The organism is Bacillus sp. OTU2372 (genome assembly GCF_038440275.1).
GTDB classification, from domain to species: Bacteria; Bacillota; Bacilli; order Bacillales; family Cytobacillaceae; genus Neobacillus; species Neobacillus bataviensis_B.
In genome coordinates, this window is the sequence record NZ_JASATK010000006.1 from 39,184 (window position 1) to 63,870 (window position 24,687).

22 protein-coding genes are annotated in these 24,687 nt (G+C 36.7%); 5 read left to right on the forward strand and 17 right to left on the reverse strand.

The features are described from left to right. Nucleotides 1-35 precede the first annotated feature (35 nt). The 5 genes from AAHB15_RS12175 to AAHB15_RS12195 form a co-directional block, all read right to left on the reverse strand. Nucleotides 36-284 (reverse strand): biotin/lipoyl-binding protein, encoded by a 249-nt coding sequence (locus AAHB15_RS12175; RefSeq protein WP_144566234.1) that lies wholly within the window; start codon nt 282-284, stop codon nt 36-38. An 11-nt stretch (nt 285-295) separates the two neighbouring features. After that, the gene (locus AAHB15_RS12180) at nt 296-592 is read right to left on the reverse strand and encodes an SAV0927 family protein (RefSeq protein WP_335575384.1); all 297 of its coding nucleotides are present in this window, start codon (nt 590-592) and stop codon (nt 296-298) included. A gap of 25 nt (nt 593-617) precedes the next feature. After that, the gene (locus AAHB15_RS12185; protein ID WP_446715866.1) at nt 618-1,901 is read right to left on the reverse strand and encodes a Glu/Leu/Phe/Val family dehydrogenase; all 1,284 of its coding nucleotides are present in this window, start codon (nt 1,899-1,901) and stop codon (nt 618-620) included. Between the two features lie 244 nt (nt 1,902-2,145). Beyond that, on the reverse strand, nt 2,146-3,498 hold the full coding sequence (locus AAHB15_RS12190; RefSeq protein WP_342042456.1) for an APC family permease: 1,353 nt from the start codon (nt 3,496-3,498) through the stop codon (nt 2,146-2,148). 348 nt (nt 3,499-3,846) lie between these two features. Beyond that, nucleotides 3,847-4,440, reverse strand: a complete 594-nt coding sequence (locus tag AAHB15_RS12195) for a cell wall hydrolase (RefSeq protein WP_098531829.1) — start codon at nt 4,438-4,440, stop codon at nt 3,847-3,849. A 372-nt stretch (nt 4,441-4,812) separates the two neighbouring features. On the opposite strand from AAHB15_RS12195, the gene AAHB15_RS12200 reads away from it, so the two are divergent. Both AAHB15_RS12200 and AAHB15_RS12205 read left to right on the forward strand, forming a co-directional pair. Continuing rightward, the gene (locus AAHB15_RS12200) at nt 4,813-5,259 is read left to right on the forward strand and encodes a Dps family protein (RefSeq protein ID WP_335572439.1); all 447 of its coding nucleotides are present in this window, start codon (nt 4,813-4,815) and stop codon (nt 5,257-5,259) included. A gap of 215 nt (nt 5,260-5,474) precedes the next feature. After that, nucleotides 5,475-5,564: a YjcZ family sporulation protein gene (locus tag AAHB15_RS12205; protein WP_144566239.1), complete on the forward strand. Its 90-nt coding sequence runs from the start codon at nt 5,475-5,477 to the stop codon at nt 5,562-5,564. Between the two features lie 69 nt (nt 5,565-5,633). On the opposite strand, the gene AAHB15_RS12210 is transcribed toward AAHB15_RS12205, so the two are convergent. From AAHB15_RS12210 to AAHB15_RS12240, 7 genes are all read right to left on the reverse strand, one after another. After that, nucleotides 5,634-6,041 (reverse strand): disulfide oxidoreductase, encoded by a 408-nt coding sequence (locus tag AAHB15_RS12210; protein WP_335572440.1) that lies wholly within the window; start codon nt 6,039-6,041, stop codon nt 5,634-5,636. After that, nucleotides 6,034-6,747 (reverse strand): DsbA family protein, encoded by a 714-nt coding sequence (locus AAHB15_RS12215; RefSeq protein WP_342042457.1) that lies wholly within the window; start codon nt 6,745-6,747, stop codon nt 6,034-6,036. Before AAHB15_RS12215 ends, AAHB15_RS12210 begins: the two co-directional genes overlap by 8 nt. A 140-nt stretch (nt 6,748-6,887) precedes the next feature. Then, nucleotides 6,888-7,529: a YesL family protein gene (locus tag AAHB15_RS12220; RefSeq protein ID WP_342042458.1), complete on the reverse strand. Its 642-nt coding sequence runs from the start codon at nt 7,527-7,529 to the stop codon at nt 6,888-6,890. Between the two features lie 48 nt (nt 7,530-7,577). Further along, on the reverse strand, nt 7,578-9,857 hold the full coding sequence (locus AAHB15_RS12225) for a beta-L-arabinofuranosidase domain-containing protein (protein ID WP_342042459.1): 2,280 nt from the start codon (nt 9,855-9,857) through the stop codon (nt 7,578-7,580). A 111-nt stretch (nt 9,858-9,968) separates the two neighbouring features. Beyond that, on the reverse strand, nt 9,969-10,817 hold the full coding sequence (locus AAHB15_RS12230; protein ID WP_335572276.1) for a carbohydrate ABC transporter permease: 849 nt from the start codon (nt 10,815-10,817) through the stop codon (nt 9,969-9,971). Between the two features lie 120 nt (nt 10,818-10,937). Next, a complete protein-coding gene (locus AAHB15_RS12235) occupies nt 10,938-11,795 on the reverse strand; it encodes an ABC transporter permease (RefSeq protein WP_335572275.1) in 858 nt (285 codons plus the stop codon). A gap of 196 nt (nt 11,796-11,991) precedes the next feature. Beyond that, nucleotides 11,992-13,629 carry an extracellular solute-binding protein gene (locus tag AAHB15_RS12240; RefSeq protein ID WP_335572273.1) on the reverse strand — a complete coding sequence of 546 codons (1,638 nt, stop codon included), beginning with the start codon at nt 13,627-13,629 and terminating at the stop codon, nt 11,992-11,994. 382 nt (nt 13,630-14,011) lie between these two features. On the opposite strand from AAHB15_RS12240, the gene AAHB15_RS12245 reads away from it, so the two are divergent. Continuing rightward, nucleotides 14,012-14,911, forward strand: a complete 900-nt coding sequence (locus tag AAHB15_RS12245) for an AraC family transcriptional regulator (RefSeq protein ID WP_335572272.1) — start codon at nt 14,012-14,014, stop codon at nt 14,909-14,911. A gap of 240 nt (nt 14,912-15,151) precedes the next feature. On the opposite strand, the gene AAHB15_RS12250 is transcribed toward AAHB15_RS12245, so the two are convergent. The 4 genes from AAHB15_RS12250 to AAHB15_RS12265 all read right to left on the reverse strand — a co-directional run bounded on the left by AAHB15_RS12250 (nt 15,152) and on the right by AAHB15_RS12265 (nt 19,081). Then, the gene (locus AAHB15_RS12250; protein ID WP_342042460.1) at nt 15,152-15,826 is read right to left on the reverse strand and encodes a hypothetical protein; all 675 of its coding nucleotides are present in this window, start codon (nt 15,824-15,826) and stop codon (nt 15,152-15,154) included. 26 nt (nt 15,827-15,852) lie between these two features. Continuing rightward, nucleotides 15,853-16,692: a carbohydrate ABC transporter permease gene (locus AAHB15_RS12255; protein ID WP_342042461.1), complete on the reverse strand. Its 840-nt coding sequence runs from the start codon at nt 16,690-16,692 to the stop codon at nt 15,853-15,855. Between the two features lie 2 nt (nt 16,693-16,694). Continuing rightward, nucleotides 16,695-17,630, reverse strand: a complete 936-nt coding sequence (locus AAHB15_RS12260) for a carbohydrate ABC transporter permease (protein WP_342042462.1) — start codon at nt 17,628-17,630, stop codon at nt 16,695-16,697. A gap of 107 nt (nt 17,631-17,737) precedes the next feature. Further along, nucleotides 17,738-19,081: an ABC transporter substrate-binding protein gene (locus tag AAHB15_RS12265; protein WP_342042463.1), complete on the reverse strand. Its 1,344-nt coding sequence runs from the start codon at nt 19,079-19,081 to the stop codon at nt 17,738-17,740. A gap of 354 nt (nt 19,082-19,435) precedes the next feature. Between AAHB15_RS12265 and AAHB15_RS12270 the strand changes: the two genes are divergently transcribed. Further along, nucleotides 19,436-20,572, forward strand: a complete 1,137-nt coding sequence (locus AAHB15_RS12270) for a GntR family transcriptional regulator (RefSeq protein ID WP_335572267.1) — start codon at nt 19,436-19,438, stop codon at nt 20,570-20,572. A gap of 229 nt (nt 20,573-20,801) precedes the next feature. Here the strand turns inward: AAHB15_RS12270 and AAHB15_RS12275 are convergent, their stop codons facing one another. Then, on the reverse strand, nt 20,802-21,743 hold the full coding sequence (locus AAHB15_RS12275; protein ID WP_335572266.1) for a family 43 glycosylhydrolase: 942 nt from the start codon (nt 21,741-21,743) through the stop codon (nt 20,802-20,804). Between the two features lie 364 nt (nt 21,744-22,107). On the opposite strand from AAHB15_RS12275, the gene AAHB15_RS12280 reads away from it, so the two are divergent. Next, on the forward strand, nt 22,108-24,663 hold the full coding sequence (locus AAHB15_RS12280) for a LamG-like jellyroll fold domain-containing protein (protein WP_342042464.1): 2,556 nt from the start codon (nt 22,108-22,110) through the stop codon (nt 24,661-24,663). Nucleotides 24,664-24,687: the final 24 nt, after the last annotated feature.

A 24,687-nucleotide genomic window follows, 5' to 3' on the forward strand; every position in this document is an offset into this window, starting at 1 on the left:
GAGATGTGGAATTATCCACATCTCCTTTCCGACGATTAATCACTGCCGGTGACAAACAAATCTTCTTTAATAAAAGCCAGCACCATCCCAGGAATCACTTCATCGCCCTCTTGGACCTCTAATGATTCTATTTCACCACTGACACTTGTTTGGATGGTTTCTAGATGGCCTGTTTCTGTTTTGATTATGAATAACGGTTCCCATTCATAAATTCTTGCTTCATCTTTAACCGAAATCTTTTCCACCTTTCCATAACTAGGACTTAGAACTACTCCAAAATACATGTCTATCACTCCTACTCGTTATATTGTTCCTGAAAAGGCTCCGTCTGTAAGACAAGGCTGAGGAAATTCTGCAATTCCGTTATGTCTTCTTCTTCAATTCCCAAGCGTTCCGCCCAATGCTGGTCTTGGCTGGTATCTTCCTGACAGAGCAGGACCATATTTCCTGACTGGAGCGAGGTAACCATTGCCTTACCAAAAAAATATCTCGAGTAACCAATCGTTAAATCATAGCGATGATGATTCGTAATTAAACAAAAATAGTGTAAAAGTTGATTTTCCTTTTGCTCCGATAAAATATCTATTTTCATAAAAGTTCCTCCCCTATAGTGGTTATTAATATTTCAGCCAGCCTCTCAGCCTGGAAGCTTCCGCTAACCGTTGAATGCCTTCTATATAAGCGGCAATTTTCATATTGACGCTATATCTTTTTGACGTGTTATATACATTTAAAAAACTTGCTGTGATTTTTTCTTTTAGACGGAGATCAACCGTTTCATCTGTCCAATAATAGCCCTGATTATTCTGACACCATTCGAAATAAGAGACAATCACCCCCCCAGAATTAGCCAGTATATCAGGGACAACAAGAATTTCACGATGATCCAGTATATTTAATGCCTCTTTTGTTGTTGGTCCATTTGCCGCTTCAATGACAATCTGACACTTTAATTGACTAGCATTGTTTTTATTAATCACTCCAGAAATCGCAGCTGGGATCAAAATATCACACTCTTTCTCGAGCAATTCCTGGTTTGTAATCGGACTATTAAAGCGATTAGAGACAATTCCAAACGAGTCCCTGCTTTCAAGCAGATAAGGAATATCTAAGCCATTCTCGTCATATACCCCTCCTAAAACATCACTAATCCCGATTACCTTGGCCCCTAAATCATATAGGTATTTCGCAAGATAGCTGCCGACATTTCCAAAACCCTGGATAATCACACGGGTGTCCTTTAATTGCATCTTCTTCAATTCGCAGACCATTTGAAGTGTATATAAAACACCTTTAGACGTTGCTGTTTCCCTTCCGAGTGATCCTCCTAAGGCAATTGGTTTTCCTGTAATAAATCCTGGGGAATCAAATTCACGAATATGGTCATATTCATCGAGCATCCAAGCCATGATTTGGGAATTCGTATACATATCAGGTGCTGGAATATCTTTCGTCGGCCCAACTATCTGGCTTACTGCCCTGACATATCCTCTGCTAAGCCGTTCTAATTCATCTAAGCTCATATGGCGTGGATCACAGATAATACCGCCTTTTGCACCACCGTATGGCAGACCGGTTATTCCGCATTTTAAACTCATCCAGCCAGCAAGTGCCTTCACTTCTTCCGGTGTCACGTCAGGATGAAACCGGATTCCGCCTTTTGTGGGTCCGGGTGCATCATTATGCTGGGCACGGTAACCTTGGAAAATTTCTGTTTTTCCACTATCCATGCGAACAGGGATACTTACTTCTAAAAAGCGCATTGGCTTTTTTAGGAATTCAAATACCTGTGCAGGATAGTTTAGAATGTTGGCTGCTTCCCTAAGTGTCTCCTGGAACTCGATCAAAGAATTATCCTTTTCCTTGCCGGCCACATTTCTTTTTACCTCAACTGATTCGATTGACACTTTAACACCTCATTTTTTTATTGTTACTATCCTAATAGCAATTTTCGTGCCAACTTCTTTTAAGCACTCCCTTACGCATTTTTACTCGTTTTGTTTTGAGGATTTATGTGAAAATAGCTGAATTATTCAAAAACGCATAAATCCTCGTCATTTTTTTATAACTTTTAAAAAAAATAACGCACTCGCGATTGGAATGCGTGTAAAATGTTTTGATGTTCAGGAAACGAAGGAACGATATTTATAACGAAGAGGTTCTTTCAGCCTCATCAAGACTTAAATCGGCAATTTTGATGGTAAAAAATTTTGTTTGGAAAAGCATATAAATAATTCCAACACCTACCCAAACAAGCCCTCCAATTAAAGCATCCGCTTGCAGGTTATACCATAAGATCCCTGTTAATCCTGCCCCAAGAATAGGCATGATTAGGTAAGAAAAAATATCTTTAACTGTTTTATATCTCTTTTGTTTGAAAATAAAGTAGGTGATTACGGATAAGTTAACAAAGGTAAAAGCAATTAGTGCACCAAAATTGATGAAGGAAGAGATTAATTCTAAACTTGGGGCGATGGCCAGCAAAGAAACCACTCCAACTAGGATGACATTAAAAACAGGGGTTCGGAATTTTGGGTGGACATAGCCAAAGGTTTTTTTCGGCAATACACCGTTGCGTCCCATTACATATAAAAGCCTGGATACACTGGCATGGGAAGCAAGTCCGGAAGCTACTGTTGCCGCAAAAGCACCAGAAAGGAAGATTAGTTTAAAGATGGTCCCACCGACATACAAGCCTATTTCAGGTAACGTATCATCGGTAACCTTAAAACCTGAAACATCAGGGAATAGGGCTTGAGCGAAATAACTACAAATAAAGAAGATTGCCCCACCAATAAAGACTGTCAACATAATCGCTTTTGGCATTATCCTTTGGTCAATTGCTTCTTCTGCATACATGGTAACAGCGTCAAACCCAATGAAGGAAAAACAAACAACTGTTGCGCCTGTCAATACTGCTCCAAGATGGACATTAGAATGAAATAAAGGTTGAGCTGTTAAAATGGTCCCCTGCCCCATTCCTTTCGAAAGCTGGACAAAGGCAAGCACAATAAAGGCACCGATTAACACTACTTCAAAAATAACCAGTAGGGCATTTAAACTTGAGGTTTTCCCCATACTCCAGGCATTGAGTGCAGTGACAATCGCCACATATACAACAACCCAAATCCAAGCAGGAACGTTAGGGAACACGGATACCATATAAATTCTAATAATTAATGCATTTACCATTGGAAGCAAGATATAATCAAGTAAGGCGGACCATCCTACAAGAAAACCTAGATGGGGGCTCATGGTTTCCCGTGTATACGTATAGGCGGATCCGGCGCTCGGGAAAACGCTTACCATTTTACCGTAACTAATTGCTGTAAATAACATCACAACCAATGCTGCAAGATACGCAAGTGGAACAACGCCATTCGTCTCGTCAGACACGATTCCAAAGGTATCAAACACAATCGTTGGTGTCATATAACCAAGTCCAAGCATGACAATTGCCCATAATCCAAGGGAACGTTTAAGTGTGGTATTCTCCAATTTTATCAACTCTCCTTTTCCTTATTAATCTTTTGTGAAAAATCAATCAATTCAAAGTGTTTTATTTTTTTTCATATAATGGACTTAAGGGTCCATTATTCATCCGTTCAATTTTCCCTCCTGTCATTTTAAATAAATTACTTATTATTTTAAATAATGCAATTATTGTGCCAACCTTTCTTTTTAAATAAATAACCATTTACGTTCATTTTGTTTATAAAAATAATCCGCAATTTATGTAGTTTTGAATAACCTAACCTGTATTGCATAAATAAAAAGGCAGCAAAATTCATTTAGTGAATTTTGCTGCCCTTTGAGTATAATTGATATTGCTTGAGATACTAATAATTATCGTGCGAACCTGTGGTTTCCAATCGTAACAGTTACAGGACGTGAAGTAATCCATGAACTTGTTGACGTTTTAGGGTTGTAGAAGAATAAAGATCCATTTCCTTTTCCAGTTAGAGCGATTGCTTCATTTACCGCTTTTTTAGAAGCAGCATCAGCTGGCTGGTTAATTGTTCCGTTTGCTACTGGAGTAAATGCATAATGTCCATTAGCAATTTGATAGATTACCCCATTTACAGTGTTCGGAAAATCAGCACTTCTTACTCTATTAATAATAACTGTCGCAACCGCAACTTTCCCTGCATATGGTTCGCCAACTGCCTCTGCACGAACTAGACGGGCCATTAAGTCCTTCTCTGCTGCCGTGTATGGAGAGTTTGGTAATGTCATATATTGACCTGCTATAAGTGGTTTACTATTATTTGTATTCATTACGCTATTAACAGGAATACCGAATCCTTTTGCTATTTTCCAGTATGTCTCACCATATTGTACTTTGTGAGTGGTTGCTGCCTCAGTTTGATTAGTTAAAGTAAATGCTGAAATTGATAACATTAATCCAGCGGCTACTATTAGTTTCTTTAACTTTTTCATGTATTTGTTCCTCCTAGTAGTCGTTTTTCGTCTACTATTAGGCTATCAGATGTAATATACTCGTTCATTGCCCAAAGTTTGGTAATTTACTATCACCCCTTCTAACCCTTGCTACAAAACAAGTAAACTATAATTAGTTAAAATTATCCATCGTAAAAAAATATCTAATAATATCCACCCAAGGAAAAATACGGTACAATCTTTACAAAGATTTCAAGCTGTAACAAACCAGATTAGAAGGAATTCTGAATAAAAGCCTATTTAGAGTAACTCTTTCACAAAATTGCCATCAAAACGGTTGGAATTGGCAGGATTTTCTTTTTAGTTTTGGTAATAATAATAGTGAAGCCATATTGAAGGAGGATTTTTATAGTGGAAAATCAGTTAGTGAACGTCCTTAATAAGCAAATTGCCAATTGGTCTGTATTGTATATGAAGTTACATAACTATCATTGGTACGTAAAAGGCGGGCAATTCTTTACGTTGCACGCTAAATTTGAAGAATTTTATAATGAGGCAGGCCTTCATGTGGATGAATTGGCAGAGCGGTTACTGGCCATTGGAGGTAATCCTGTTGCAACAATGAAAGAATGCCTAGAAATTTCCTCGATCCGTGAAGCATCTGGGAGAGAATCTGCCGAAGAAATGGTTCAATCGATCATCAATGACTTCTCGATTATTATTGGAGAACTAAAGGAAGGCATGAGCCTTGCTGGAGAATTAGATGACGAAACAACCGGAGATATGCTCCTTGCTATTCATTCCGGATTAGAAAAACATGTATGGATGCTGAACGCATTCCTAGGGAAATCCATTTAAAGCTATGAGTCCGACAGTTAAACTGTTGGGCTTTTTTCTTTTTTCATTTTGATTTCCTCTCCAATCAAAATGGCTCAAAATCAACAATCCCCTTTAACAGAGCCAAAGTAAAAACCCTAACTTATTGAATTTTTTCTAATTCTATGCACTTGTCCATTTCAACTTACCCGTTTCCTTCATAAATTATATTAGTTCAAGGAAGGAGGTGGATAAGTATGGGATACGATGGCAGAAACAATAACTTCGCGTTAATCGTTGTATTGTTCATTCTTTTAATCATCATCGGTGCATCTTGGATGTACTAATTTTGATTAAGACATTCTAAGAAAAAAGGAGCGAAAAAAATAATTTTTTCGCTCCTTTTTATTATTCCATTAAGCTCTTTGTCTGCGGGCAAGGATTAGTAAGCTGACAGTTATAATTGTAAAAGCAATAAACGCCAACAATGGAATTGTGATAAACCCAAGCCAGTTTATGTAATCCTTGGAACAGGGTACACCGGTTGTACACATTTCAAATTGCTGTAAATACGGGAGCCTTTGCAATAGCGTATGATATCCTGAAATAAGCATCCCAATAATGGAAAGTGGAAGAACATACCGATAAATTCCTTGGTCATTACGATAAAAGGCGATGCCCAAAATAATGGCTAAAGGATACATAAAGATTCTTTGGTACCAGCAAAGCATACAAGGGATGAAGTGCATGACTTCACTAAAATATAGACTGCCAAGTGTAGCAATAATTGCAGCAGTCCATGCAAGCAGCAACGGCTTATTCATTAGGGTTCCCCTTTGCCGCTTCATCTACCATTTTCTTCAAGTCATCAATGGTTTGACCTTTAAACATTTCCCCATTGACAAAAATGGTTGGGGTACCTGTTACACCCAATTTTTCAGCGTAATCCATATCCTTTTGCCAGTCATCCTCAGAACCTTTTGCCTGGAAGTTTTTCACAACCTTTTCTACTTCTGCGTCACTAGCTACCTCTTTCAACGTACTAGTTAAGAATTCTTCGGTAAATACATCCATTTTCTCATATTTCGGGCCCTCTGGTTGTTTTTTATAAAGGAGTTCATGGAATTTCCAAAATGTCTTATTCCCCAATTCCTTAAAGACCGATTCAGCAAATTTAGCGGAACGAATCGAATCTGTATTAATGAAGGAATCGTTCATAAAATAAAATTTGGCTTTGCCTGTGTCTACCAACTCTTTTTCAATAACAGGTACCACATTGGTAGCAAAGTTCTTACAATTTGGACATTTATAATCGCCAAATTCAATAATCGATACTGGTGCGGTCTTTTCTCCAAGATAAGGCTGATTCGTATAATCAATTTTACTTACTTCCGACGTTTCTTGTTTTTTGTTATGATTACCAAAAAATATAAACGCTGCAAGACAGACGACCACTAGTCCAATCACCCAAAAGGTAAACTTTGCTGATGAATTACTTCCACTTTTCTCGTTTTTCTTTTTATTAGCCATATATAAACTCCTTTATCTTTCACTACTACTTTCAACATCCTATACCATTAAATTTTACTAAACTAAAACGATAATGCAAATAAAATAGTTTGACTCCACAAATGAAAAGAAGCATTCGTCAATTGGCGAATGCTTCTTTTCTATAGGGGCTTATATTTTTTACTTATTTTAGACAAATGATCATTAACACCGGAAAGCTCCATTTTTTGAAAGACACGGTTACACAGGGAATAATTAATATACGCTCCGATACTAAACAGAATTAAAGTAAAAACAGGCAGGTACATTAATACAACTACAAGTAGGATAAACACCCCAATAATGAACAAGGTAATTGGAAAGTTTGCAATCGCCATAAAAAAGGAACTGGTAATGGCTCGCTTCCAAGTAATTTCATAATGAGACATGACTGAAAACAAATAGGCTGAAGTCCCTGTAAACAATAGGCTTATTAATAATAAAGGCACCAATATAATGAATCTGACCCCAGTTTGGTCTTGATTTAAATAAAAATAATTGAAATACAATAATAAGGAAATGGCCATCCAGATTAGGCCGATGATAAAACTATGTTTAAAGTTTTCTCTAAAGTATCTGAAGTAATTTCTAACTACACTCGTATCCTGATGCAGCTGCCATTGACGGACAACACTATACATCGCTGTTGTTGCAGGTACTATGGTAACAATGGGAAGGCAAGAAAGAATCCAAAAGATATTTAATATAAAAAGATTGGAAAGCCGATCAACTACCGCGTAAAATCTGGTATCTAATATATTCAATTCTACCACCCAATTCTATTAAAAGTTTTTATATTGTTTCTCCTACTTTTAAGACAAGGTAGAGTTTACCATTCTAACCCCATAGACCCCGCCTGCTGCTTTTCCTGAACCAGATTGGAATTTAACTTCTACTTTTTGCTTTTCTTTTGTCAAACTTAAGGGAATCTCATAGTACATATCAACAAGACCGTCGGCATGATTTCCCTCAAGTTTTTGAGTAGCAATTAAATGACCATCAATAAGAATGTCAAATTCACGTTTATAAATCTTACCCTCTGTAAAGAGAGTCTTATCTCTGCCAAAATAAGTTACTTGCAGAAACATTTGTCTTTCTGACTCTACTTGCATTTGATAACTGAAAAATCCTTCACCTCGGCTGTCGCGCCAAGATCTTTCTACCTCGTTAAAATAACCTGTGTTAGAGTTGCTGCTTTGTACACCATGTTCAATCTCAGGCTGCTGTTCACCTGGCTGCACCACATCCACGGTATTTGCTCTTAACCTTTCAAGTTCCTCTTTTTCTTTATCTACAAACGTTTTATAGGCTTCTTCCTCCATTAGATTCCAATATAAGGTATAACGCTGATGATGCAGATCGTAAAACGGAATAAGGGTCACTTTCCTATTACCAGGCTGGCCGACTTCTGTAGTTTCAAACGTTAATGGTTCTCCCTCAATAGGTTTGATCCAGTCAGTCAAATTTTCTTTGTCAGCAACAAGACTTGGCACATCAATTAATGGGTAATTATTTAATTTTAGGTGGTCTTCCAAGATATCGGTTTCCGGGAAGTTCTCTCTCCCTAGTGCCCCGGCCAATACTACCGGCCCGTACATAATTCCAACTTTTGTTGGATTATCTTTAGCGGTATAAGTATGAATACCAATTGGAAGTGAAAATTCAATTGTATCTCCTGCACTCCAATTTTCCCCTATCACAAGATAACCATTTTTTGAAGTGGCCTCTACTTTAACACCATTAACCGAGAGGGCTATGTCTCCATTCACCCAATATGGAACCCGGATATGGACATTTAGGAATGCGTCTTTCGCTTCTTCAAAAGATACCCGCACATGATTTGACCTTGGGAAATCTGTTTCTTGTTTTAGTTTTATCTTCTTTTCTTTTATTACTAGTTCAGAAGCAATGAATAAATTAACATATAAATCTTCATGATCTTTATAGAAAATATTTCTTGTATAACGAGCAGGATTTTCCATTCCTGTCCCCGTGCAGCACCAGAAAGAATGATCGTGTGAACAATAGATTTTAAAATGACCTGGCTGTGTACTTACAAAATAGGTCTTCATTCCGGATTCAGGGTCCTGTGAGGCAAGGATATGATTGTATAGGGCCTTTTCATAGTAATCCATATATTCACTCTTATGATCCCAAGCGAATAAGTGCTCAGTAAGTTTCAACATATTGTAGGTATTACACGTCTCTGCAGTTGTGATACCTAGTGTTTCTTTATTAATAGGACCAAAATGTTCTCCAATACTATTTCCTCCAATAATATAGGAACGGTTTTTTGTGACCTCATTCCAGAAGAAAACGGCCATGTTCTTGTAATTTTCATCTCCAGTTATTTCATATAGCTTTGCAGCGCCGATTACTTTTGGAATTTGAGTGTTAGCATGTTTTCCCTCTAGTTCATCCACGTCTCTTGAGAGAGGCTCCAAGATCGCATTGTGGCAAAATCTGATTGCAAGCTTTAAATAATCTTCATTTTTAGTAATCGTGTAGAGATCGGCCATTGCCTCATTCATGCCACCATGTTCGCAAATAAGCATCCGTTGGAACTGCTCATCACTAAGATTGTCCGTCCCTTTTTTGGCCCAATCTGCCAGCTTAGTAACCACGTCAAGTGCTTTTTGATTACCTGTTAGCGTATAAACATCAATAAGTCCAGCATAAATCTTATGAATGCTATACCAGGGGACCCAGCCGCCAGCTAAACTAAAATTCTCCACCTCAAAATCTCCTGTGAAAACCTTATCAAAATATGTTCGTGGGAAACCACTGACATATCCATTTTCATCAAGACTTTGTACATAGGCTAGTTCATTCACTGCATACTCCATTTTACTTAATAATGCTTCATCTCTTGTTACGGCATACATTGTAGCTGCCGCTGAAAGCCAATGACCAATCGAATGGCCGCTTATAGGAGTCGATTCCCAGCCGCCGTAACGAGGCTTTTTAGGAGACTGTAAGGCAGCCTCATAACAAGGTGCGATAAGCCGGTCAACGTCTAGATAAATCAAATACTCCTTACCCTTTTCTTGTGACTCTTTAAAAATACCATCTGATAATGTAACGTTTTGCATGATGTAATCTCCTTCAGTGGGTTTATAGAATGATATTTTTATACTATCGATCGGATAGATAGCCATAAAAATATCACTTGATACAAGTTTCTGGTTTTTAAATCCTCTTTCTCATCCCTTTACAGAACCAATCATAACGCCCTTTTCAAAGTATTTCTGGATAAATGGATAAACCAGTAAGATTGGCAATGTGGACACGATGATGACACCGTATTTAATTTGATCTGCATATTTCTGTGCATAACCGCCTGCAGCACCTCCGGATCCTGCCCCTTCAGCAAACACTTGATTGGAGATGAGAATGTCTCTTAAAACAATTTGCAATGGCTGCAAACTATAGTCTCGAATGTAAATTAGTCCTGTGAAAAAGTCATTCCAGTGCCCTACTAAGTAATAAAGACCAACAACCGAGATAACCGCTTTTGATAACGGCAGCGCTACTTTTCCAAAAAATTGAAAATGTGTACAGCCATCCATTTGGGCAGCTTCAAACAATTCTTTCGGCAGTGAGCTCTCAAAAAATGTCCGTGTAATAATCAAATTGAATACATTAACAGAAAATGGAACAATAAAAACCCACATATTATTGGTAAGATGTAAGTCTTTCATTAATAGATAAGTAGGAATTAATCCCCCATTAAAAAACATGGTAAAGACAAACACAAACATTAAAAACCGTCTTGCTTTGAATTCCTGTCTTGATAAAACATATGCTGCAGGCAGCGTAAACAACAAATTGACAAAAGTACCAAGAAGTGTGTATATAATGGTATTTTTATAACCCACCCAGATTCTTGTATCTTTAAAAATCTCTGTGTATCCGAATAGGCTAAAACCTTTTGGATATAGAAGAACTTTACCAGTCGATACCAAAGTAGAGTCACTAACAGAGGCAATGACGACAAAATACAATGGATAAGCAATAAGTAAAAATATAAGCACACAAAATACAAAAATCATACAATCGAAAATGATATCTGAAGTAGTTTTTCCTTTTCTATTAAAAAGCACCATGACTTTCCCTCCTTGCATGGTTTAGATTATTCTGGCAAAACACCTTTTGTTTTGAAACAACTTTGACTACCACAAACTAATATTTGAAAATCTCTTTGCAATTGTATTCATTGCTAGTAAGAATACAAAATTAATGAGTGTATTAAATAAACCAATCGCAGCAGAGTAGCTGAATTGACTTGAAATAATACCAATCTTATATACATAGGTTGCAATAACTTCTGATACTGGGAGATTCAATGGGTTTTGCATTAAGAATATTTTTTCAAAACCTGTATTTAAGATATTTCCCATACTAAGAATAAAGAGAATAATCATGGTTGGAACAATCGCAGGTATATCGACATACCTAATCGTCTGCCATCTGCTTGCTCCATCAATTTTTGCAGAATCATATAATTGTGGATCCACGCTTGCCAACGCTGCCAAATAAATAATGCTATTCCATCCGGCATGCTGCCATATGTCTGAAAGTACATAAACTGGTACAAAGGTTTTTTCCGAAGCTAATAAGTTTATGTCTCCCAGTCCCAATGCTTTCATTAAATGACCAACAACCCCAGTTTCTGGTGACAATAATACATTTAACAAACCAACCATTACAACCATTGAGATGAAGTGTGGCAAGTAGACGGTTGTTTGTAAGGTTTTCTTCCACCTTTTCCTAAAAACTTGGTTGATAATCAGCGCCATAATAATCGGTGCCGGGAATCCTAAGATTATGGTTGCTAAACTAATGGTGATTGTATTTGTCATTAAATCTTTGAACATATAGTTATGAATAAATTGGTCAAAATACTTGAGCCCTACCCATTCTCCACCTGTAAAGCCTTTCGTAAAATCAAATTCGCGGAAAGCCAGCTGGATGCCATACATCGGTATGTAGTTGAAAATAACAATAACAACAATCGCAGGCAATATCATGAGCCACAATTGATAGTCACGTTTAAAAGTGTTCCATACATTTGCCTTCTTTGTAGGTTTAACACTATTGATACTGGATAAATTTTCACTTATTTTTTTTGTTTCAGGGTTTATAAAGGCCACAAACTATTACCTCCTTTATTTTAAGAAGATGCTATATCACTTTTATGTGATATAGCATCCCTCTGACCGTTATTTATTTCTGATTTTTCTTGTAATCGTCATAATACTTTTGCATAATCTTAAGATTTTCAGGCAAGCCTGTTTTCTCAACATTTTTCACGTAGGCATTCCAGTCTTTATCAATACCGCCTTTTGTGATCCACTGTGAATATTTCGGCATCGTCAAATTCATAAGATTTGTATTGTTTAGAGCTAATTTTGAATTATCCTCTTTGCTGTACTTAATAAACATACCAGGGAAAAGATCATTATCCTTATCAATAGCATTAATAGCACCCATCAGCGGTTCGGTCTGTTTGCCAACAGATTGCATATCTGTTCCAAGCCCAAGCTTCAAGTCATCCGCAATATACATAGGACCATTATCAGCCCATGTAGAAGTCCATTTCCATGTACCTGGGTCCATCTTCGAATCTGTTGGAGGTAACACCTTATAGCTGCCATCTCCGTTATCGGCAATATTAGTGCCCATTGAACCAAACAGTACTTGCATACTTACTTTTGGATCATACAATTCATTGATAAATTTCATCGCTGCGTCTTTATTTTTACTCTGTGCTGACAATGTAATCATATTGGCACCATAGTTTAAGGAATTATAATCGTAGGTCCAAAACACTTTGGCAGTTGAGTCAGCGGTCTGCTTTAAAGGAGCCAACGTTGTATATTGTGGAGCCAATGTATTTCCGAATCTGTCCGTTAATTCCCAGCCATACGTATAACCAACTTTTGCCACATCACCATTACCGCGGGCTACAGATTGGTATTTCGTATAATCCTGAGTGAATACTTCTTTGCTGATTAAACCAGCTTTGTAGCACTTATTTAAAAATTTAACAAAATCTTTATAACGTTCATCAGTGAAGAAGTTCTTCACCTTTCCATTTTCAACATAATAGCCTTGGCCGCTTCCTTCCCCTAACGTAATTCCTGTACTGCCTAAAAGAACGGTCGGCTGGAAGAAACCGAATCCACCTGTTCCCGTTGGAGAGAAGTCCATAGGAATTTCGTCGTTTGGATCCCCGTTTCCATTTGCATCCTTTTCCTTAAAGGCGACTAATACATCGTATAATTCATCCCAATTGGTTGGCTGTTTTAAACCTAGATTGTCTAACCATTTTTGATTGATGAATTGTCTTGTCGCTGTGGCAGGCCAAAATCTTTGATATTTTGGTAATCCGTAAATTTTTCCGTCCAGCTGGGTTGCAATTCCTTTTGTTTCCGGTTTAGCTTCAAACATCTTTTTAACGTTAGGCAAGCTCTTATCAAGATCATCAGAAAGATCTTCAAATAAGCCATTATATTGAACATAATCCGCATCCGTAATCGCATTCGGTCCAATAATTAAATCTGGAACGTCACCACTCGCAAGGAGAGCACCCTTTTTCTGATCCCAGTCGGCGGTAACCTCTTGCCATTTAATGTCCACACCAGCGCGTTTTTCCACATCTTCTAACCATTTCATTTTCTTAAGGTCTTGTGTTAATGGATGTTTGGTAATCAGAGCTGTCAATTGAACCTTGCCATCATTTGTTGTGCCACCGCTTGCTGCCTTTTCCTCTGTAGATGCTTTATCATTAGAACAAGCAGCTAGTACAGATGCTGATAATGACAGTGCCAGAAAACCTTTTATAAACTTTTTCTTTCTCATATGATTTCTCCTTTTCTATGATTTATAGAAACTATCCTTATGTTTCGCCTAACGATTAATATCTGCAGATCAAAAGAAATGGACTTTCCTGACTAAAGTCAATCACTGAAAAATACCTATTAAATTATAAAATGGTGCTAAAAAGAATGAGACCCTACTCCATTGTGTATACCTCCCTATTATTTTTTCCGCTCTCAATCGCGTTGTAAACACTTACATTTGTTGATTTAAGAATACCATTGGGTCTATATACTGTCAGTAACCAACAAAGTATATTTAGTGGACAAAATTGACTATATAAAAATATATAATTAGGATAGTGTAATAAGGATAGGAAAAAAGAGGAATGAAATCTTTCAGGCTTAAAGAGGAGAAAAAATTTATGACAGAATACCTGAAAATGAATGTTAGCTCCCCAATTGAATTTGTTCTTGGTGGTAAATTAATTTCCACTGAACCTTTTACTCATATGAAACGAACAATGCCTCTTTGCGAAATTATTATTGGCATAAATGAAATACTATATATGGAATGTAATGGGATTGAGTACGAGGTTAAACCGGGTGATGTGTTATTTGTGCTGCCAAATCAGCTCCACCTAGGCTATAAGGAGTGCCAGGCAGGACTTTCTTTCTATTGGTTTCATGTACTTTTGCCGGACGATTTAACAATAATGGATGAGATGTCAATGGGAAACCAAGCTAGAATGCTTCAATCTAATCCTTATGCCAAGGAATCAAATCATTTCATATTATTACCCATCTATTCAACCCCAAAGCGGATTGATAGAATCAATATCCTATGTAATCAAATATTGGATGTAGCACATGCAAACTACTTTAATCGTTATGCAGCCAGTTATCTAGCCACCTCTTTACTTATAGAATTATCCGAACAAACCATTACAAACTTTCAGGACCCTTTGAATAGCACGTATTCAGACAGCAAACTCGTAAAAATATTAGAATGGATTCGTGTAAATGCATTGGATCATCATATTTCCACTAACTCTATTGCCAAAACATTTAATTATAATAGGGATTATTTATCTCGTTTTTTTAAAACTAGTACCGGCATGAACGTACAAGAATATATCCATATTCTTAAATTATCAAAAGCTAAAGATTTACTTATTAGTACAAATATGAATATTGGAAAAATTGCCCACCTAATCGGGATAAATGACGAAAGATATTTTATGCGCCTCTTTAAAAAGTACGAAAAAGTTACTCCAACCGAATATCGCCAAGCCTATCATCGGATACCCTTGAATAGGGAGTAAAAGCCATTATTCTTAGCTGGAGCTGGACAATTCTCGAAGTCAAAAACTTTTATACCTTCTTATCTCATAAAAAAGACTGCCAGCAAACCTGTAATTTTTCGGGTTTGTCGACAGTCTGAAACTCACCAAAAGACAGTTTTGGTGAGTTTTTCTACTTTCCTATTAACCTAAAATATGAGGACATCCCTCTTCGCTCCAATATAAAGGTCTTATTCATTTGTGAAATAATATATTTCACTCTTAGTACTGATTAACATATTTCATTTCAATCTGTACTAATAATTTGCGCAGAAATAAAAACGAAAGCATGGAGAAAAGTGGAAATCCCCAGAATATAGCTAAATTACCGAAATGTTTATAAAATTGGTAAAGTGCTAAAAGTAATATGATGATTGTTAATGATTTTATTGGCCGATTGACTATTAAAAATAAGGAAAATCTGATAATATCCTTTATTTTCATGACAAATTTGGTGTATAGAATAAGTGAATATACATAACTAATCATTGACAAAATCAATATTAATAATAAAAGCGGCATTAAAAAAGTTCCTTTTCCGTTTAAAGATAGAAAATAAAGATCTGCACACAAAATTAATATTAAAAAATAATAAGGCAGCCATAACAAAATAGACGACTTAAAACCACTCAAATAGTAGTTAAAATAAATATTAATTACTTTATTGTCTGTCTCATGTAATTTTTTATAGACTGTTTGGAAAATCGCACCCATTGTAGGACCTACTAGTAATAAAGCAATCAGATAAAACACAAATGTTACAGCATTTAATTTTACGCTTAAGATGAGTAAAACAAGTAGAAAACTCGTTAATAAAGCACAAATACCTATTACAAATAATGTCCATATCATATTAGTTGCTTTAACGAATAAGTTTTTGTTACTCAACATAGACACCTCTTCTACCTCTTCTAATACAAAGATTAACCTTTTACCCCACCGATTGTCATACCAGAAATAAATGACTTTTGATTAAACAAGAAAAGAACAATAATTGGAATAATTGACATCATTGATCCTGAGAAAACGATATCGTAATTATTTCCGTAAGGCGTCATTGCTGTCAGCAATCCAGCAGGAATAACAAGGTTTTCATCTGATCTCATAACGATTAATGGCCATAAGAAATTATTCCAAGCACCCATTGATGTCATGATTGTCATAGCCCCAAAAGCAGGTTTCATCATTGGAACATAAATTTGCCAAAAGATTCGGAATTCTCCTGCCCCATCAATTCTGGCAGCTTCTGCAAAGTCATGAGGAATTCCAACAGCATATTGCCTGAAAAAGAAAACAGTAGCTGGCGGGATAACGCCAGGTAAAATAACCCCTGCAAATGTGTCCATTAATCCTAAATCGTTAATTAATTTATACATAGGAATTAGTAAAATATCTCCAGGTACCATTAACATAATCAAGACGAGCAAAAAAATGAAATTTCTACCTTTAAATCGGTATTGTGCCAGCCCATATCCTACCATGGAACAAAGCGCTAGAACCGCCACTGTCTGTACAATTGTAATTAAGGCACTATTTTTAAACCAAGACAAAAAGATCCCATCGTTGTTTGTTAGTAGCTTTCCATAGTTACTAAAACTCATTTTTGAAAAATCCAGATGAATATTCAAACCTTGACCAAATATATCGGCTGAGTTTTTAAATGAAGAAATCAATAAAAACCAAAAAGGGATTAGGATAAGAACTCCAACAATAGCTAGTACTACTGTTGTAATAATGGATGAAATTCTTTTTCTGGTTTTCATTATTAATCCTCCTTAAATAAGCCTCTAACTGAAACTTGAATTAAATTGATTGCCACTACAATAACAAACATGGCAACACCCAATGTACATGCATAACCAAAGTCTCCATCACTAAAGGCAGATTTATAGATGTAGGTTAAAAACGTTGTACCAATATTATCTGGAGATTGTGCTCCCCAATAAACATACGTTTCATTAAAGAGGGAGAATCCACCAAGTATGGAGATCGTTAGTACATAAGTTGTGATTGGTTTTACCATTGGCAGTGTTATATTCTTAAATTTCACCCATGTACTAGCACCGTCAATTTCAGCGCATTCATAGAGGTCCTTCGGAATACTTTGTAATCCGGATAAGAAGTAAATCATATTTACACCCATCCAACGCCATACACACACAAGTACAAGAGCAAACATACCCGTACCTGCATTATTTAGCCAATCAATTGGTCCAATGTTGAAGTGACCCAACCAGCTGTTGAATACACCAGTAGCTTCTTTACTGAATGCAAATTTAAATACTAATCCAACAATAACGGTTGAAGTTAAAACCGGCAGAAAAAATACAGATCTAAATAGGTATTTGAATTTTGTATTTTCATGATTCATAACAATAGCAAGAATTAAAGGTAATGGAACTAAGATTAGGATTGTCCAGAATGTATATCTCGCAACATTCCACAGTGCCTTATAGAATACCGGGTCAGAAATCAAACGTTGATAATTTTGCAACCCAATAAAAGTAGTTTCAGTCATACCTTCAATTCTTTGAAAACTCATAATAATAGAATTTATAAATGGATATAAAGAAAAGAGGGCAAAGACAATAATGAACGGCGAGACAAAAAGATAGGGAGCAATCTTTTGCATATTAACCTTTTTCTTTTTATCTGCTGAAATTTGTGGTTTTTTATCAACTTGTACCATGCTCGAGGACATACTAATTCACTCCTTAAAAAGTTCAATTGACGCATGTCTAATTTATCTAATTATGTAGCGGAAGAAGGAGGAAAAGCATCCCCCCTCCTTCCGCTACAATAAAACAATTATTTTCCAGCCGCAATCCGTTTGTCTGCAGCTGCATCAACTGTTTTTAGAGTATCCTCTACACTTGCCTGTTTCTTCATAATTTTAGGCAAACCATTTGTTAGTAATTCATCAGCAATAATAGGGAAGCTATTGTTCGTAAAGCTCATCCCACCAACTTCATCTTTCAATGCAGCCATTTGTTTGAAAATATCTGTTCCAAAATACTCAGTATATTTATTTGGCTTGGCTAATTCTTCACTTGTCCAAACATCAGAACGTATTGGGTCAAAACCAAGAATTGTCCATGTTTTAATAGAACCTTCTTCTCCTGATTTTGATTCTACTACGAATTTTTTAGCTAATGTTTTATCATGTGCTTGATTTGTTACAACAGTCGCTGTTCCACCAAGTCCAGCTGAACGTAGATCCCCATCTTTAAAGACCGGAAGACCAGTTACATGAATTTTTCCAGTAAGTTTAGGCATGAAACCAACCATACGACTCATATACCATGCAGGCATTACAACAGATGCGTATTCGCCTTTATTGAAAGCTGCATAGTATTCCTCATTATCCTGCTGTCCGCCTTCAGCTTGTTTAGCAATTTTATCTTTATAAATCATATCTTGAAGTGTTTGAAGTGCTTTTACATTTTCTGGGGTATCTAGGCTCGATTTACCATCCTTTACCATATCTGAATGTTGCTGAGCGACCATTGCATCGAAAACAAAACTAGAGCTTGTTTCAACAGATGTCATATACTTTCCGGTTTTTTCTTTTACGATTTTACCAGCCTTAATATAATCATCCCAAGTCTTAATGGTTGCAGGGTCAATACCAGCTTTATTCATAATGTCCATATTGTAATAAACGAGAGTTGTTCCTACATGGTAATCTAATCCGTAGACTTTACCATCAACAGTATAGTTATCTGTGCGGGACTTAACTAAGTTAGGAACAAATGGTTCTACCTCTTTAGTGATATCTTCAAAAGGCGGGTTGTTAGTTTTTGTATATTTGGCGAACTGTCCAATCTCTACATCAGCAATATCAGGAGCACCATTTCCTGAGTTTAATGCAACCTGTAATTTTTGGTTCATTTGATCGTAAGGGAAAACATTTATTTTTAAGTCAATTTGTTGTTTAGGGTGATTCTTATTCCAAGTCTTTGCTGCATCCTTCCAATAATCAGCATGCACCTGTACAAACGTCCACATAGTAAATTTTGTTTTTCCATCTGCTGTTTTAGTTTCGCCTGATGAAGACTTTGAGCTACAACCAGTCAGTGCTAAAGAAGAGACGATTAAAAATATTAACATTGCGGATATTAATTTACGAGGACTAGCAAACTTCTTTTTCATTGTATACACCTCAAGTTAATTAATTTTAATTGTACGTATTACTTTTTAGTGCCAAATCTTAAAAACTGGTAAAAATCCGCATAACACATCTTATAATTGTACGTATATGTATCGCTTATTCTTTTAAAAAACCCTCCTTTTTCTGTTAAATTTTGATTAAAAAGGGAATGAAAGCGTATTCCTTGTTCTTTATATTATTCTACTCGTTCGTACGTGTCAATAAAGTTTTCAGAAATAAATGTCAATTCTGATATATTGCTGGTAAATTAGACATTTTTTTGATACCATTTTCATAGATACTTGTAAGTATAAGTTCGCTAAGTTTATGCGTACAGGAAATGGAGGTGCTACCAAGTGACACAAAAAACAAAACATAATATGGTCAAGGAAAAAATTATTGAGTGGGTTACAAGTGGTAAAGTTAGGCCAGGAGAGAGAATATATTCTGAAAGTGAGCTCGTCAAAAAATTTGGTGTAAGCAGACATACCGTTAGGCTTGCCATTGGTGACTTGGTGCATGAGGGATGGTTATATAGGGAGCAGGGTGCTGGAACCTTTTGTTCTGGAAAAAAAATACAGAATAAACTCCCCGAAAACACAAGCCAAAATACTAATACTAAAAACATTGGTGTTATTACTACATATATTTCTGATTATATTTTCCCCTCCATTATAAAAGGAATTGAATCGTATTTAACAGAACAAGGGTATTCATTAACCTTTGCTTGTACGGATAATGATATCGAGAAAGAAAAGCAATGTCTCCAAAGTATGCTTAATAGAAATATCGACGGACTTATTATTGAGCCTACAAAAAGCAGTAGCTACAACCCCAATATTAATTTTTTCTTTGAGTTTGAACAAAGTAAAATACCATACTTAATGATTAACCAATTCTATCCTCAATTGATGCCGCCACATATTATTGTAAACGATCAAAAGGGCGGATTCTTAGCTGCTGAACACTTAATTAATCTTGGCCATCAAAAAATTATGGGTATTTTTAAGGCAGATGACCTGCAAGGTGTTTATCGTATGCAGGGGTTTATTAAGGCTCATAGAGAAAACAACCTTACATTATCACCAGAGCTTATGATAAATTTTACAACAGAAGAGCAAAAAAATTTGTTATTAGATAAAGTAAAAAGACTATTAGCAACCCCTGAAACAATGCCTACTGGAATCATCTGTTATAATGATCAAGTCGCAATCTCAGTGTTAAATTGTTTAAGAGAGTTAAACCTAAAAGTACCTGAGGACATTTCTATTGTAGGGTTTGATGATTCTTTTTTAGCTGAAGCAACTGAAACAAAGCTTACTAGTGTTACACATCCTAAGATAGAGTTAGGGATACAAGCTGCTAAATGGATAGTCTCAGCCGTGGAAAATCAAAATATTAATGAATATGAGCATTCCATTGTGTACGAACCTGAACTAGTGTTACGGAATTCAACCGGACTTGTTAAAAGCGATAAATTAGTAACTATGTAATGTTTTGTTTGCGTTTTCAAGACTTTGAGCTTTTATTTAGCTATCATCCCTCCTATTTAAGTAGTTAACCAAAGTAGGGGTTTTGATGACGTACCTATAAGATTAACACACCAATATCTTTCATATGAAATCAATATTTTTAAAATTCAAAAGTTGCCGTTTCTTTTTCGATTGTTAACGTAAAGAAAAACCATATCTTACCTAGGCAAGATATGGTTTTTCTTTATTACTATATATGCGGCCACCCATCTTCGCCCCAATAGAGAGGTCTAATATGTAAAGTTGGTTTGCCCTTTTTCAAGGCATCATAGGCATGGTTCACAAGAAGACTGGAATTTCCGGAAAAGTAAACGGCACAATGACCAGGACCAATCCAGCGCTCATCACCAGCGTCGATTAATGTACCGCCACCTTCCATCATCGATACTCCATCCTTATCGAAATATGGTCCTGTAATATCATTTGACCTGCCAACCACAATTTTGTAAGTACTCTCGATTCCGCGGCAGCAGAAATCAAATGATACAAATTGATAATAATAACCATCTTTATAGACAATAAACGGAGCTTCAATCGTATTAGGCTGTTCCATTCTGCTAGAAATGGACAGTAACTCGGCATTTTCGGCAGGCTTCATGGTTTCGGGGTCTAACTTGATCAGCTTAATCCCGGACCAAAAGGAACCAAAGTTCAACCACGGCTTTCCATCCTCATCGAAAATTAAATTAGCGTCTATGGCATTATAGTCATCTGATTCAGTCGAATGAATCACATGTCCCTTATCCTTCCACTCGTAATCAGGATCTTCAGGATTAAGGGTTGTATTGGTTACCAAACCAATGGCTGAAGTATTTTTTCCAAAGGTAGATACCGAGTAATAAATATAATAGACACCATTATGAAAATAAATATCCGGCGCCCAAATACTATCTTCGTCTTTTTCTGGTACATACTCTTTTGTCCACTCCGGTAGAGAAGTAAAAATAGGCCCCACTTGTTTCCATTTCGCGCCATCTTCAGAGGATTTTATTTGAATACCGCTTCCTGTATGGAATACATACCAATGGGAATCTTCCTTTGCAATGACCGGATCATGTGCCCATAAATCCCCTTTCAAGTTCCAATCAATATCGTAAAAATTAACCCCGCCAAACTGTTCTGCCTTAGCCATAAGTAGTTATTCCCCTTCCTCTAAATCATTAATATATTAATTATATACTTAATAATAATATTAACAAATTAACTAACTAATAAGAAGAGGTTATGACTAATCTACTTAAAAATTTCTACATCTTACAACAAAAATTTTCCTCCTTATTCCAATTAGATTTTACTTTCAATTTTTTCAAAATAAGAGAAAAGACCCATGAGGAATTAATTATTTTATATTACTATTAATTAATTAATAGTTATATTAATATTAGTGATATTTGTAAGCGGTTAAAAATGTTATCAATCTACTAAATGGTGGTGATTTCCAGAAACAATTGGGGACCGATTTTCTTTTATTGTACATATAGAAAGGAGAAATTTTAATGAATAAACACATGCTTCAAAAATTCGCCTTTATGTTCATAACACTTTTATTAATCATCCCAATTTCAGTATTTGGGAAAACAGCTGCACAATCTACTGCTCAGCCAAGTGAAAACAGCAATAAACCAAACCTTGACTATCCAGGTGAAGATCCAAATTTTCAAAATGTATCTGTACATGACCCTTCCATTGTAAAAGATGGTGATACTTTTTATGTGTTCGGCTCCCACATTGAGGCAGCCAAATCAACTGATTTGATTCATTGGCAAACCTTTACGAATGGGTATACAACACCTAATAATGCGATATATGGTGATTTATCAAAGAATCTTGCTGGTTCTTTTAAATGGGCCGGTGAAAACGATTCTGACAGTAAAGGTGGCTTTGCGGTTTGGGCCCCGGATGTTTTCTACAACAAAGACTATGTAAATAAAGACGGTTCCAAAGGAGCCTATATGATTTATTATAGCGCCTCCTCTACTTATATCCGTTCTGCGATTGGTTTTGCCGTATCGCAAAATATTGAAGGGCCTTACAAGTACGTTGACACCATCGTCTATTCTGGTTTTACAAAGAATGATGCGAAAGATGCCAACAGTAATGTGAATAAGAAGTGGACCAATACAAATATTAAGCAGCTTGTCGATAACGGTACATTAGAAGGTCCAAGCGATGATTGGTTTAATACAAATGGATCTTTCAATAATTACAATTTCCCAAATGCCATTGACTCCACCGTGTTTTATGATAAGGATGGAAAACTATGGATGACTTATGGATCTTGGTCTGGTGGAATTTATGTTCTGCAGATTGATGAAAAGACAGGTAAGGCCATTTATCCTGGCAAGGATGGAAAAACCGCTGACGGCCGTCTAGTTGACCGTTATTTTGGCACAAAAATTTCCGGCGGATATTATAAATCCGGTGAAGGCCCTTATGTTATTTATGATAAGAACACTGACTACTATTATTTATACGTAACATATGGCTGGTTAGGGGCTGACGGCGGCTATAACATGAGACAGTTCCGTTCTAAGAGCCCAGATGGCCCTTATGTAGATGCCTCCGGACAAAATGCCGTTTTACCAAGTGATGTCGCAAATACCCCTTATGGAAATAAAATCATGGGGAACTTCTTATTTGAACGAAAAGTTGGCGACCCTGGAACAGGAATCGGTGTTGGTTACCTTTCTCCAGGACACAACTCTGTTTACTTAGATCCAAAAACGGGGCAGCAGTTCTTGGTTTTCCACAGCCGCTTCCCACAATCAGGAGAGTATCATGAAGTTCGTGTTCACCAGATGTTTATGAATAAAGACGGCTGGCCAGTGGTGGCGCCGTACCGCTACACAGGTGAAACTTTAGACAAGGTGAATAGACAAGACCTAATTGGCGACTATCAATTTATAAACCAAGGAAAAGATTATTCAGCAGCAATTAATAAATCTGTTTACACTCGATTAAATGAGGATGGTACAATTACTGGTGATGTAACTGGTACATGGAAGAAAACCAGCCAATCCTCAGCTGAATTAACCATCGATGGGCATACCTATAACGGAGTGTTCGTCAGAGAGTGGGATCCTGTTTCAAAGAGTAATGTGATGACATTTACTGCCCTTTCAAACGAAGGTATTTCTGTTTGGGGAAGTAGACTAGCAGAAAAAACGGATCAGGAAGTTGTAACAGCAGTGGTTAAGGACCTGGATCTTGGTGATACAGAAAAGGTTATTTCAAACTTAACTCTTCCAACAGAAGGTACTCGCCACATAACGATCTCTTGGGAAACTACAAATGCAAATGTTGTAACGAATACTGGGGTTATTACTCGTCCAGAAGCAGGTTCAGAACCTGTTACAGCTACACTTACGGCAACGATTACCAAAGGGGCGGTAACCGACAAAAAAGTCTTTACGATTAAGGTACTGCCATATCAAGAGGCTGGCTTAGCAGCACAATATTCCTTTGAAAATAACCTGAATGAGAAAACGGGTACATTTGGGCCAGGAAGCATTACTGGTAATCGGATTGATAATACGGGCGGGACTATTTCTTACGCTACTGGTAAAAGCGGCGAAGCGGCCGTCTTTAATGGTGCCTCTGGTATACGCTTACCAAACGGATTAATCTCAAGCAACCAATATTCTGTATCACTTTGGTTAAAACCTGACCAATTAACCATGTATACAACCACCTTCTTTGGTGCAACAGACCCTAATAGCTGGGTCAGCCTTGTTCCAAATGGTCCAGCTGGCGGGAACACGATGGTATGGTCTGGCAGTGCCAAATGGTACGATGCTGCTTCAGGATTAACGATTAAGACCGGTGAATGGACACATTTAGCATTTACCGTTGATAACGGAACGATTAAGGTGTACGTGAACGGTGTTGAAAGGTTTACAGGTACAAACTTCTCGAATATTTTTACGACAAACAATGCCAGCTTCAGCCTAGGAGTGAACTGGTGGGATACCCCATTCAAAGGCTTAATGGATGAATTGAAGGTTTATAATGGGGCCCTTACTCCTGCACAGGTGACAAAATTGGCTCAATAGTTTTTCAAAAAAAATCGTATGGAT